The following is a 12,345-nucleotide window of genomic DNA, read 5'->3' on the forward strand; positions in this document are numbered from 1 at the left end:
CCCTCCGCGAATGCGAGGCCGCCAACCGTTCACACCGTCCCGCGGCCTCGTGTCGACCCATCCGGATCTGAATCAGCTCCGGGTATGTGGCCAGTTATGGTTCAAGTCTTTCCACGGAATGAAGCCGACACCCGGGGCTCCCATCATCCTTGCTTTGTCCTCGGGGTACCCCTCCCAAGTGCAGATCTCGAACTTGTGGCCCTCCGGTGATTTGAAGTACACGGAAACAATATCGATATCACGGTGGCTCATCGGCCCGAAGAAGGGGATGCCTTCCTTCTTCAGACGCGCGATGTTCATATCAAGTCCTGCTACCGAGGTCCTGAAGCCATAATGCGGGGATATGTTGGGGTCGTCGGGCTGCGGCGTAGACGGGCCTGCTTCTTCCGTACATTGCAGAAGCGAGTGACCGATCCGTAGGAAGAGGTGGGGCTTACGGCCCATCTTCTTGTCCGTCTCATCGAAGCCTGCGTAATAATAGGGTTCGCCTCCCATAAACTCGCGCACGAAACGCTCCATGAGAGCTACGTTCTGGCTGGTCAATGCAAAGTGGTCCAACCCCCACAACCCAAAGGCATTGTCGACTTTTTCTTCGCGGCCGCCGACCTTGGGATTAAGGTTGGACAGGTGCGAGGCCGTTTCTTTCGTGGTCATCCGTCAAACTCCTCCTATGTTCAGAATATCCCATGCGCTTTTTCAGAGTGCCGTCTGCGAAGCGGGGCGGTCTTCGCTCGACTTGCGCCCACTTAAGGTCGAGTGCTCGCCGCTCAAATTTCCCCGGCCAAAGGCGTTCTCAAAGAGCGGCGCGGCGATAAAAATGATATAGGACCGAAAATGATATATGTCCAGTATTTATTGTCCGCTTCGAAGCACCCCCGGCTGTGGGCCTCAAGAAGGCCGGCCGGCATCAGCGGCGAGCCTCTATTTAGAGCGGTCCTCTACCGCCCAGCCGCCGGCACACCGGCATCGTTTATTAGGAGGGAGAGTCTGAATCGCGTCCGGTGCTTGACCAAGAAAAATGTACCATGTACAATTTTTGCTTGCGGTCAGTTTGCTGCTGAACAAGCCGAAAGTGGCGTTGGTCGCTGGGGCACTCCATCTGCAAGCAGCATTGTCAATTTCGCTATTTTTGTACGAAGCTGCCGCAGGGAAGTGGAGATCCTCGACGGGAGCGCTGATACGCTTCCATACAGGGTTCGGCAGATAGCAATCAGCGGATAAGATGAAGTCAAAGGCAAAATCGAAGACGCAGCGTTCCAGCACGCGCGCTCCCTCTCGTGACAAGGAACAGCCTCACGACGTTTATCGCATCCGTGGCGCGAATGCGGATCATGTGGAGACGTTGGGGCTTAGAGAGCAGAATAAAGTCGACAAGTTTCAGCGAATCTACGCGGCCGCGCGCCGTCAGTTCGCCGAGGTTGGCTACGACGGCACGACGCTTCGCGACATCGCCAAGGAAGCGCGCGTAGCTCTCGGGACCCTCGGGTTTTACGCCGAGAACAAGCGTGAGTTAGTGCTGCTCATATTCAATGAGTTCATGCCTCCCGTGATAGAACGCTGCCGAGAAGCCGGCATCTATCAAGGATCGCTTGTGGACGCGGTCGTCGCTCATTTCCGCCCGGTGTACGCCGCATACGCCGCCGAACCCGATCTTTTTCGCACCATCCTGCGCGAGAATGTTTTTCACACCACGTCTCCCCATGCGCGCGAGTTCAGTCGTATTCGTCTCGAAACCGTCAGCCATCTTCGAGACATCGTATCCAAGGCGCGCGACGCGGGGGAAATCATGCCATATATCGACGTAGACTTGGCCGCTCGCACAATCTTCTATCTCATGTTCGCGTCGGTGCGTTGGTGGCTCCATACAACCAACAAGCCATTGGTCGAGCCCGGACTCGCGGAGCTGAGAACAATGACTGCTCTGCTTCTCGATGGAATGAAAAGCGGTAAAGCGGAGGTCGCTCCGGCCACGCGCCGCGCTCCGGTTCGCAATCGCACATAGCTAGATTGGATTCGCGCGTTATTGCCTGTGCTCGGGGGCGTCGGCCGCAACCGCGCAGCCAAATATTGACACGTCATAAAATCGGACATATTGCAACTTGAGGGGCTCGCCATCTATGAGCCGCTTGATGACTGGGGTTGCCTTGGAGCTCCCCCATCCGCGCCAGCGTCAAGCCGAGCGCGCCCTATTCCTTTTGCAACAAGCCCAGTTTGGAGGTGTGCAATGCCTGCGTCTGAGAACTCATCTCGGCTCGGGACCTCGACAGCGGAAGATGACCGGATCAATGAGGCGTTTTCGGCGATCCGCGCTCGAGGCGGCGACATCCTGAACATACATAAGACATTGTGCCATTCTCCCGCGATGCTAAGAGCTCAGTCGGCCTATGCGACCGCTCTCCGCGGAGACTCCTCGATTCCCAGGCCGCTACAGCAGTTGATGATCTTGCGTATTTGTCAACTGAACGACGGCGCATATGAATGGAGTGTGCACATCCGGGTGACGGTAAAACTCGGTGTACCCCTTTCAAAAATTGAAGCACTCAAAGCCTGGGTTGATTCAGATTTATTCTTGACCGACGAGAGGGCGGCACTTGCATTCGTTGATCAAGCTTGTGGTGCCGACGGCGTGGATGACGAAACGTTTCAAGCGGTGATCGACGCGTTTGGCGCACAGGGCGCCGTAGATTTGGCCGCCCTCGTGGCTTGGTATGTCGGGAATACGCGTTTTACCAAAGCGCTTCGAATCACGCCGGAAACGACCGGGGTGGAAATGGAGTCCGTCGACGCGAGACCCACGCGACCAACTCCGGGTGGATGATGATGAAGCGCGACGGCGCGCGCGGCTTCCAGGCCCTACCTGCGGGAGGACCTGAACGCCAGCGCTAAGGAAGCGGCCTGATTGCGCCGTCAATTAGCCGGCCCCCGTCCAGAATGATACGAACGTTAAGTTCGACTATGCCGCGCGAATCTTGGCGAGGAAATTATGCACCTGCTCGCCGAGTCCGCGGCTTTGTATCTCCAGCGTTTCGGAAGCGAGCTTCACGCTCTCGGCCGCACCTGCTGCTGTATCAGCGTCTGCTTTTACGCCGGAGATGTTGTCCAATACGTTTTTAGTGCCCTGCGCCGCGTATTGCGTGCTTCGCGTGATCTCTTCGGTCGCCGCGCCTTGCTCCTGAACCGCAGCGGCAATCGAGGTTGCCACCTCATTGACCTCACCGATAATACCGCCGATCGCCTGAATCGCATTGATAGCATCGCCAGCCACTCTCTGGATGTCCGCAATCTGTTCGGAAATTTCCTCGGTTGCTTTTGCCGTCTGGCTCGCCAGCGACTTCACCTCGGAGGCGACCACCGCAAATCCCCGCCCCGCGTCCCCCGCTCTGGCAGCTTCGATAGTAGCGTTAAGCGCAAGCAAATTGGTCTGCGCTGCGATACTGGTGATCAGACCGACTACCTCACCAATCCGGTCGGCCGATTTCGCAAGCCCCTGTACCGTGGCATCCGTTTCCCGAGCCTGGTTCACAGCACGACTCGCAATACCTGCGGCATGCGAGGCCTGCCAGCTGATATCGTTGATCGAGGCGCTCAATTCCTCCGAGGCCGAAGCTACGCTCTCGACGCTTATGGAAGCGTCGCCGGAAGCCTTTTCGGCGACCTGAACGCGGTGGTTGGTCTGGCGCGACACGGCCGATAGGTCGCCGGATGTCTTCCGCATCTCGCCGGAGGCCTCCTTCAACTCATTAAGGGATTTGCGAACACTGCCCTCGAATTCGCCGACATACGCTTCGATGGCGTGCTGGCGCGCGATCGCGGCGGCATTGCGCTCGCGTTCTTTGCTTTCCATCTTCAACTTCTCGACGGCTTGATGTTTGAATGTCTCCAGGGCGCCGACGAGCGATCCGATCTCATCGCCTCGATGAGCGTAGCCCGTTTGAACGGAAAGATCGCCAGCGGCGACCTTCAACATGGCATCGCGGATCTTATGCAACGGGGTGATCACACGTCGCCTGACCATCACCATCGCGCCAACGCTCAATAGGATTGACCCTGCCAGGATCGACAGCTGCAGGACCAGTGATCTAAGGGCAACGGAATACAGGATCCGTGCGCGCTCCTTGGCGGCATCGAGGGCGGCTTCGGCAACGCGGACCGTCGTTGACAGACGGCCAGAAGTGATGACATTCCACTGAGTCGCCGTCAGTTCGGCCTTCTGGCCCTGCTCAAGGGCAATAAGTAAGCGATCACGCAGCGAGAGCAATTCTGGGTCGAAATATGCGCTTTTGTTCGCAGTCATGGCGGTGGAAATCGCTTGTGGCAACTGCATGGTAGCGGTCGTCAATTCAAGCGCCTTCCACGCAGCGTCGACGCCGCCGTTGGATCTGATGTAGTTGTTCTTGAGCTCTGGCGTGACACGCCCTTCCATTAGTCCAGCCGTAACAATCGAAACAGCTTCGCCAGCCGTGCTTCGTAACAACCAGGCGACCTGCTTTATCGCAAGCAGTTGGTCGATCACGGCGTCCTTGTGGTTGATATCGACGGCCAGGACAGCCGACAACTTCCCCAATGTGGCAAGCAGCGCATTCGCCGTTTCCGTATACTCTTTTGCGAGCCCTGGACGACGAGGCGCCTTGGGTTGCCTTATAAGCTCCCAGAATTCCCGTTGCTGGGACAACAAAGTTTTGAAGAGTTGGTCGAATTCGGGGATCAGGATACCCTTCGACTCGAAATCGATCTTCTCAAGGACAGCGAGCGCGTTTGCCATCGCCGGTACTTCCGCGTCGCGGAGTTGCCGCAGATATTTTTCAGTGTCGCTATCGATAGGGGCGTCGGCATTGAGATAGCTGCTGGAGAGGCGGTCGGTGCGGAGATTATGCATCGCCGCGAATAAGTTTGCGGAAGCGTCCGAGATCACGGAAATTCGGCTTGCGACTAGTAAGCGCTGCCAGCCATCCCATGCATTGAGCGAGAATACGACCACGACGCAGAAAGCTGCGGCGAAAATCACGATCTTCAGTAGCGCCGATATAGTCAACCGATTCAACATTCGTTTCTCCAGAACCTCGCTGTAGATGAATTGCGTCGCTATCAGCCGGCGGCAGCCTCATCCGCTCCCACCGGTATCGAGAGAGAAAACCGCCTTTTTGGAGGCGAATCTAAAATTAGTATATGACCGAAAAAGCTAATCGCTCCTTGACGTCGAGATCGCGGTAGAATGCGGAGGAGGATTAACGCCAGAGTTTCCTTTCCAGGATAGCGCGAACCCCCGGATTCATTGAGCATCCGCCCGCCTGGCGCGTATCCCAACCCGAGGCCCGGCCAGTCCTCGGCAGCCGCCGTCCTCGCCCTCCAAAGCGCCAAAAACTGATTGACGACATGAAATCGGACATGTACATTTTTAGGGTAATCTGACCTGACCGTAATCTGCTAGGGGAGGAATGGCTGTCTCCGGAGGGGCGCGTCTTCACGCGCGGGCACTATTGCGGGCGGCGCATATGCCGACGGCATGAAGCAAGTCGTGGTGACCAGTCCATGCGGTCCGTTCGTCAAGAATGCCTGTCACTACTTCCTTGTTTGCGGATTGAAACGTAACGCGGTCGTCTTCGTTCGGGCCCTCGGCTGAGTTATCGCGGTTCATTCACAATCAGTTTTTGTCGGCCCAACATTCAGAAGCCGAAGCCATGAAGGCTTCAAAAAGGTGCAGTGACTGCGCCGTCAGTTTTCGGTGCCCAACGTCTGACAGTAGCGCCGTCTTCTTGTTCTTGGTCATTAGCCAATTGCCATAGCTGATCGTGATGACGTCGGGTGTTCGATGAACATGCGCTTCCCGCCATTAGGCGAGCTGCAACCGTTCGTGCGCGAGGACATTCGAAACTGCGGGTGCTTGGCAATACCCACCAAGTCGACGCGATCCAACGAACAAATTTGGCAAGAAACACCCTTTTCAATGTGTAACAATGCGGCTTGGGAGAAGCGGTCTAATGAGCGCGCGGGCGAGTTCGAACAGAACGCGGCGGTTGCACGAGCCGAACAAAGTGAAGCTGGAGGCTGCCGCGCCAGGCGGCGGCGTTCGAACCGTTGCGGTTGGGCTGAATCACGTTTCTCTCGTTCGACAAGCACCGAACTTCATGGACTCGGCGCTAGTGCCATGGTCGGTACAATCAAAACAATCATGTCAGCCACCCTGCTGCGCGATCAACCCTGGGCAGTGCCACCTGATGATGGCGAAAGCCGTGGCCGGTGACCAGAAAAGGCCCTTTCGCCGGTCATCGCTGACCAGCCGACCTGCCATGAACCCTTCAGTGTTTTGGTGGATTCGGCGAACCGCATGCGCGGAGCTTTACCAACGAGATCGATGCGGAAGTTCGGATAGTTCATGCGTGCAGGCGCTCTATGGCGCTACTTGGAGGAAGTCATGACGACTAGCTTTATGATCAATGGCAAACCGGTGTCTGTCGATGCGCCGACCGATACTCCGCTCCTGTGGGTGATCCGCGAAAGCCTCAAGCTGACCGGCACAAAATTTGGCTGCGGGGCCGGGCTTTGCGGCGCCTGCATGGTCCATATTAATGGAAAGCGCGCGTATTCTTGTCAGACGCAGCTTTCGGAGTTGGCCGGCAAGACGGTTACTACGATTGAGGGCCTCTCAGCTGACTCGAGCCATCCGGTTCAGAAGGCGTGGCTCGCTGAGAGCGTACCGCAGTGCGGCTACTGTCAGTCCGGACAGATCATGAGCGCCGCCGATTTGCTGAACCAGAAGCCTAAGCCTACGCGTTCCGAAATCGTTGAGCACATGAGCAGCAATCTTTGCCGTTGCGGCACTTATCAGCGCATCATTCGCGCGGTCGAGCGTGCGTCGCGGGAGGCATGACATGAACAAGCGCATCGAGAAATCTGAAGCGCTTCTATCACGTCGTCAGGTTATGATCGGCGCGGCCGGATTGTCGTTCGCGATCGCCCTCCCAGAGAACGCTGACGCAGTCACTGTTGCATCTGATCCAAGCGGAAAGACCATGAGTCCGTGGATCAGCATTTCCCCGGACGGTACAATAAGCATCATGTCGCCTGCCGCTGAAATGGGGCAGGGCTCGATGACGGCGCTCCCCTTGATCGTTGCGGAGGAGCTTGATGCTGATTGGTCCCGAGTCAACGTCGTACCGGCGCCGATAGTAGATGAGATCTATGGCAGTCCAATCTATCGGATGCTGTATACGGCGGGATCATACACGCTCGAGGCTTACTACACTCCGCTGCGGGTCGCCGGCGCGCAGGTGCGTCGCGTGCTGCTGGAAAATGTGGCACGTAAATGGGGCGTTCCTTTCGATGAGCTTGCTACTGAACCGAGCGTGGTTGTGCATCAGAAATCGGGTCGTAGGTTGACCTATGGTGATATCGCCAAGTTCGCAGATGTGCCCGCAACGGCGCCCGAGATCACGTTGGATCAGCTCAAGAAGCCCGCTGACTTTCGCCTGATCGGCAAGGACCGCATGCGGGTCGAGCTACCTCTGAAAGTGAACGGTAGTGCGACCTACTCGATCGATGTGCAAGTTCCGGGCATGCTCTACGGCGTGGTATTGCGCGCGCCGATCGAGGGGGCAATTCCCGACAAGATCAATGAGGCTGTGGTCAAAGCGCTCCCTGGGGTAGTTTCCGTGGTTCGGCTACCGCACGGGGTGGGCGTCGTGGCCGAGACGGTTTGGGCTGGCCTCAAGGCACGCGAAGCGCTGAATGGCGCAGTCACGTGGACCCGCACCGGCCTGGCTTGGGGCTTCGACAGCGACAAGGGGCTCGACGCCTTTGCCGCGAGGGCCAGGAATGTGAAGGGGCCCTCGCTCAATTTTAATGCGCGGGGGCAGGCGCGTGCCGAACTCGAGAAAGCGGCCAGCGTAGTCGAGGGCGAATACCGTACGGACTATGCCTATCACGCGCAAATGGAGCCACTGAATGCGGTCGCCTTTGTCGCGCCGGATGGCGGCTCAGTCGAGATTTGGGCGGGCACTCAGGGGCAGTCTATCGCGCAGACAACACCGGCCAAATTTCTCGATATCCCCCGAGACAAGGTGAAACTGAATAATTTCTTGCTGGGTGGCGGCTTTGGCCGGCGAGGCAGCCGCGACGCTGACTTCATCATGGATGCGGTCATGCTGTCCAAGGAAGTAGGGCGCCCAATAAAAACGATATGGACGCGAGAGGATGACGTTCGCAACGGCCGCTTTCGCTCTCTTTCTGCCAACTTTCTGCGCGCCGGCTTCGACGGAGCCGGCAAGCTCATCGCTTGGCATCATCGCGTTGCGGCAGATCGACTAACGCAATATCTTGATCCTGTCCGCTTCGTTGAACGTGGCGGTAGGGATGGCATGCTGATGAGCGGCACCGACGTAGACGGCTACGACGTGCCGAATTTTCTCGTTGAGCAGAGTTATCAAGAGACTGGTGTTCGCACCAGTCCGCTTCGCGCGATTGGAGCAAACGCTAACAAGTTCGCGACCGAAGCGTTCATGGACGATTTGGCGCGCAGTCGTCGTGTGGATCCGCTCGACTTTAGGCTCGAGCTGCTCAAAGGCCCGCGTGCACGCAAGGTGGTGGAACGGGTGTGCCAAATGGCGGAATGGAGCAAGAAGCGCTCCGGCCGTGCGTTGGGGTTGGCATATATGGACTTTCAGCACACCCACGTTGCAGGCGTCGCGGAAGTGTCGCTCGACCAACCCAGTGGCAAAATTACGGTGCATAATTTCTGGAGTACCGTCGATTGCGGGCTCGCAGTCCAGCCCGACAACGTCGTCGCTCAGTTGGAAGGCAGCATCGTTTTCGGTATCGGCTTGGCGATGAGCGAACGCATCTCGATCAAGGATGGCGCAGTCGAACAGTCTAACTTCTATGACTATGCAATCCCGCGGATGAACGAGATTCCGGAGATTCACGTGGAGGTGATCAAGACCGATAATGCTCCGACCGGGGTTAGTGAAGCGGGAACGCCTCTGGTTGCGCCGTGCATTTCCAACGCGATCATGGAGTTGAGCGGGGTGCGTCTGCGACACACACCGTTCTTGCCCGAGCGGGTGAAAAAGGCGATTGCTTAATACGGGAAACCTCTCAGACTCCAACCGAACCGCTTTTGGTTTCGGTTGGCTTTCTGGTGCCTTCAGCATTGGGACCGGCTCTCTTTGGAGAGGCTTTCATCCTAGTGATCGCAAGGCTGGTACGAGGTCTTGAGGGGCGCCCCGGATGCATACGAGGAATCGTCGAAGTCCCGGATCGACGCCCAATCGGATGTGCGGTGGTTGAAACAACGAATCTTGCTTATGGGCTCGCATGCAGAAGAAGGTGTCGTCGGCCGAAGCAGGCTGTCGTTGTCGGAGGGTTTTGTGATTGTCGTCTCCAGGGCGGAGCAATACACAAGGTCGGTCGGTTAGTATCACTGTCATCACGGGTCGTTTAAATGCAGCGGGTTCTTTACATCCTTTGGATTGTAGGTCTCTTGACAACGGGGTCGGCGGCTCAGGAGCAATATCCGACCAAGCCGGTCACGATCGTCGTTCCGACAGCTCCGGGAGCCCTTGTGGACACAATCGCTAGAGCTCTTGGACAGCGCCTCTCCGAGACCTGGAAGCAGCCCGTGATCATCGAAAATAAGTCTGGCGCCAATAGTCAGATTGGTGCCGTGGCCGTAGCCCGGGCCCAACCCGACGGCTACGTACTGCTCATCGCGCCAGATGCTACCTTCGCCATAAATCAGCACCTCTACCCCGCGCTTCAGTACGACCCTTTCCGAAACTTTGCGCCTATCACTGCCGTAGGCCGCATCGATCAAGCGTTGATCGTTCATAGCTCCGTCCCAGCCACGAGCTTTCAGGAGCTGGTGGCCCTCGCTAAGTCCAAACCAGGTGGCCTGACCTACGGCACTGTCGGCGCGGGATCTAGCATGCATCTCAACTTCGAACTCATGCAGCAGATCGGTCAGTTCAAGCTATTGGCTGTCCATTATCGAGGCGGGGCGCCCGCGTTGTCTGACGTACTCGCAGGAACTGTCTCGATGATGCTGGTATCGCCTGCTCCGGCAGCGGAAGCCGCGGAAACTGGTTCCGTCAGGCTTTTGGCGACTGGCGGTCTCCAGAGGCTCTCGAACCTGCCGAATGTACCCACTATTTCCGAGAGCGGGCTCGCCGGATTTGAGGCCTATACATGGGTCGGCCTGGTGGCGCCGGCAGGTACACCTCAGCCTGTTGTCGACAAGATCAACAACGATGTGAGGCAGATTCTCTCCGACGCCGACTTTGAGCGGAAATTCCTGGCGCCCAACATGCTTAAGTCCATCGCGACGTCGCCTAGCGAGTTCGCAGTTTTTATGAAGAATGAGTCAGAGAAGTGGGGAAACGTGATCCACGAGATCGGTCTCAAGATCAACTGAGAGCGGCTTGCAAGTCCGCGGTCAATTGGACGCCGGCGTCTTCCACATGCGGACTCGATGCCGTTTGGCGACCATGCTGAAAGAGACAGCCTCGCGACGGGCGATGCCGGTATTTGCTAGGAGTGCTTGAATGAAGGCAATTGTACTTCGCGAGTTTGGACCGCCCGAAGTCATGCGCTACGAGGACGTGCCAGAGCTGGAGCCGCGGGAGGGCGAAATCCGCATCCGCGTTCTCGCGTCTACGGTGAATCGGGTACTGGATGTTTCGGTTCGTGCTGGGAATGAGCGTCATCGCGGCATTGTTCTGCCCTTAATCCCGGGGGTTGATTGTGCTGGTGTGGTCGACAAAGTTGGCCCAGGGGTCATCGGGTGGCGCTCGGGTATGCGTGTGGCTGCTGCCGGCATGATGCCGCTCGATACATGTCGCAACGTCGAGGACTATCGCGGACCCCTCGGTATGATGGGCATTAACAGACCCGGTGGTTTCGCGGAGAAAGTCACAGTCCCGGCTGCCGTCGCAGTCGAGATCCCGTCAGATATCGACTTTCATCATGCTGCGGTCGTCATGCGGCACGTGCCGACTGCCTGGAATCTCCTTGTCAATGTAGCTGAACTGAAACGATCCGAGACGGTGCTCATCATGGGCGCGGGCGGCAATCTCGGGACCCTCGGAATTCAAATTGCGAAAAATATAGTCGGTGCCAGGGTCATTGCTGCCGCAGGTTCGGATGATCGCTCCAGATTGGCAACGTCCCTTGGTGCAGATTACGCCGTGAACTATAACTCCCACGACCTTTATGAGAAAGTTATGGAGATTACGGGAGGCAAGGGTGTCGACGTGCTCTATGACAACGTTGCGAACCCGAAGGTATTGCCGGCAGCCTTTCGCGCGATCGGCTCTAATGGTCGCCTCGTCACGGCAGGGGCGCACGCCGGCCCGGTGGTGCCAATAGACTTCTCCCATCTTTATCAGAAAAGCATCTCAATTAAGGGGCGGCCAGGCTACTCCCGCGCCGACATTCCCAAGATCTTTGCTGCCGCCGCAGCCGGAAAAGTTCAGGCTGTAATTGAGCAAGTGCTGCCACTTTCGCGCGCGGCCGAAGCGCATCACCTCATGGAAACACAGGAGGTGCTAGGCAAGATCGTACTTGACCCGACGTTGAAATAAGCCCCGCCTCTCACCTCTGTTCGCTGCGTTGATTGCACGAATAGAAGGAAATCCGTCAGATGAAAATGTTTTTGCCGTTTCTGAAACCCCTCTATAGCGGCCTCGAACCCTTTGCTTATCCCCTGATCCGTGTCACAGCTGGGCTTCTGCTCGTCCCGCACGGCGCGCAAAAGTTGTTCGGATGGTTTGGCGGTGATCCTGCAAAGACGATTGTGGCCTTTCAGGCCATCGGCTTCAAGCCTGCCGATTTTTTCGTGGATCTCACCGGATCGATCGAGTTCGTCGGTGGCCTGCTCATCGCCGTCGGCCTTTTGACGCGCCCTGCCGCAGCGGTATGCGCTGGTCTTCTGACCGTCACCATCTACGTGACCTCGGCAAGGGGCTGGTCGGCGATGGAGTACTCGATCTTATGGACGACCGCCTGCCTTGCGATCACCGTTCTCGGGGGCGGCCGATTGTCGGTGGACAGGCTCATTTGTCGCGAATTCTGATCAACCTAGAAACATCGCTGGGGAAAACGGTCCGGTCATCCGTCAGTCGAAAAGCGCGGTCGCGGTCAGGCCACAGGCGCACAGGCCGGTCACGACGGTGATACTCTTCCAGTGGTCGAACGGCAACGCGAGACGCACACGCAACATGCAAGGTTCGCCGATGATTGGTGACGTCCGACATCCGCTTTATAATGGCGCTGCTGAAGCGCTCGTTGCGATACGGGTGATCGTCAAGGGCATCTTGCGTTCTCTGCGCGATCTCTCTTCCGACCTGATTTTTG

10 protein-coding genes are annotated in these 12,345 nt (G+C 57.4%); 7 read left to right on the plus strand and 3 right to left on the minus strand.

Annotation, left to right across the window (positions count from 1 at the left end; all coding sequences use genetic code 11):
- Window positions 1–72: 72 nt before the first annotated feature.
- Window positions 73–654 carry a VOC family protein gene (locus tag XH89_RS15345; RefSeq protein ID WP_194467834.1) on the minus strand — a complete coding sequence of 194 codons (582 nt, stop codon included), beginning with the start codon at window positions 652–654 and terminating at the stop codon, window positions 73–75.
- 568 nt (window positions 655–1,222) lie between these two features.
- Between XH89_RS15345 and XH89_RS15350 the strand changes: the two genes are divergently transcribed.
- A complete protein-coding gene (locus XH89_RS15350; RefSeq protein WP_194467835.1) occupies window positions 1,223–2,002 on the plus strand; it encodes a TetR/AcrR family transcriptional regulator in 780 nt (259 codons plus the stop codon).
- A 222-nt stretch (window positions 2,003–2,224) separates the two neighbouring features.
- Entirely contained in the window at window positions 2,225–2,818 is a 594-nt protein-coding gene (locus XH89_RS15355; protein ID WP_194467836.1) for a carboxymuconolactone decarboxylase family protein, read from the plus strand.
- A 135-nt stretch (window positions 2,819–2,953) separates the two neighbouring features.
- On the opposite strand, the gene XH89_RS15360 is transcribed toward XH89_RS15355, so the two are convergent.
- Both XH89_RS15360 and XH89_RS15365 read right to left on the minus strand, forming a co-directional pair.
- Window positions 2,954–5,044 carry a methyl-accepting chemotaxis protein gene (locus XH89_RS15360; RefSeq protein ID WP_194467837.1) on the minus strand — a complete coding sequence of 697 codons (2,091 nt, stop codon included), beginning with the start codon at window positions 5,042–5,044 and terminating at the stop codon, window positions 2,954–2,956.
- A gap of 1,148 nt (window positions 5,045–6,192) precedes the next feature.
- Entirely contained in the window at window positions 6,193–6,375 is a 183-nt protein-coding gene (locus XH89_RS15365) for a hypothetical protein (protein WP_194467838.1), read from the minus strand.
- A 37-nt stretch (window positions 6,376–6,412) separates the two neighbouring features.
- Between XH89_RS15365 and XH89_RS15370 the strand changes: the two genes are divergently transcribed.
- From XH89_RS15370 to XH89_RS15390, 5 genes are all read left to right on the plus strand, one after another.
- Complete coding sequence (locus tag XH89_RS15370; protein ID WP_194467839.1) at window positions 6,413–6,868, plus strand: (2Fe-2S)-binding protein; 456 nt, start codon at window positions 6,413–6,415, stop codon at window positions 6,866–6,868.
- A 1-nt stretch (window position 6,869) separates the two neighbouring features.
- On the plus strand, window positions 6,870–9,077 hold the full coding sequence (locus XH89_RS15375) for a molybdopterin cofactor-binding domain-containing protein (RefSeq protein ID WP_194467840.1): 2,208 nt from the start codon (window positions 6,870–6,872) through the stop codon (window positions 9,075–9,077).
- 536 nt (window positions 9,078–9,613) lie between these two features.
- Window positions 9,614–10,405: a tripartite tricarboxylate transporter substrate binding protein gene (locus XH89_RS15380; RefSeq protein ID WP_246767851.1), complete on the plus strand. Its 792-nt coding sequence runs from the start codon at window positions 9,614–9,616 to the stop codon at window positions 10,403–10,405.
- A 130-nt stretch (window positions 10,406–10,535) separates the two neighbouring features.
- Window positions 10,536–11,573, plus strand: a complete 1,038-nt coding sequence (locus XH89_RS15385) for a zinc-binding dehydrogenase (RefSeq protein ID WP_194467842.1) — start codon at window positions 10,536–10,538, stop codon at window positions 11,571–11,573.
- Window positions 11,574–11,632: 59 nt separating this feature from the next.
- A complete protein-coding gene (locus XH89_RS15390) occupies window positions 11,633–12,064 on the plus strand; it encodes a DoxX family protein (RefSeq protein WP_194467843.1) in 432 nt (143 codons plus the stop codon).
- Window positions 12,065–12,345 lie beyond the last annotated feature (281 nt).

Origin of the sequence: Bradyrhizobium sp. CCBAU 53340, from assembly GCF_015291645.1 — a bacterium.
Lineage (GTDB): Bacteria > Pseudomonadota > Alphaproteobacteria > Rhizobiales > Xanthobacteraceae > Bradyrhizobium.

Excerpts from the sequence above, each read along its gene's own strand:
- XH89_RS15370 (WP_194467839.1), top strand. The coding sequence starts at position 6,413 with ATGACGACTAGCTTTATGATCAATGGCAAACCGGTGTCTGTCGATGCG.
- XH89_RS15375 (WP_194467840.1), top strand. The coding sequence starts at position 6,870 with ATGAACAAGCGCATCGAGAAATCTGAAGCGCTTCTATCACGTCGTCAG.
- XH89_RS15390 (WP_194467843.1), top strand. The coding sequence starts at position 11,633 with ATGAAAATGTTTTTGCCGTTTCTGAAACCCCTCTATAGCGGCCTCGAA.
- XH89_RS15385 (WP_194467842.1), top strand. The coding sequence starts at position 10,536 with ATGAAGGCAATTGTACTTCGCGAGTTTGGACCGCCCGAAGTCATGCGC.
- XH89_RS15345 (WP_194467834.1), bottom strand. The coding sequence starts at position 654 with ATGACCACGAAAGAAACGGCCTCGCACCTGTCCAACCTTAATCCCAAG.
- XH89_RS15360 (WP_194467837.1), bottom strand. The coding sequence starts at position 5,044 with ATGTTGAATCGGTTGACTATATCGGCGCTACTGAAGATCGTGATTTTC.
- XH89_RS15350 (WP_194467835.1), top strand. The coding sequence starts at position 1,223 with ATGAAGTCAAAGGCAAAATCGAAGACGCAGCGTTCCAGCACGCGCGCT.
- XH89_RS15355 (WP_194467836.1), top strand. The coding sequence starts at position 2,225 with ATGCCTGCGTCTGAGAACTCATCTCGGCTCGGGACCTCGACAGCGGAA.
- XH89_RS15365 (WP_194467838.1), bottom strand. The coding sequence starts at position 6,375 with ATGAACTATCCGAACTTCCGCATCGATCTCGTTGGTAAAGCTCCGCGC.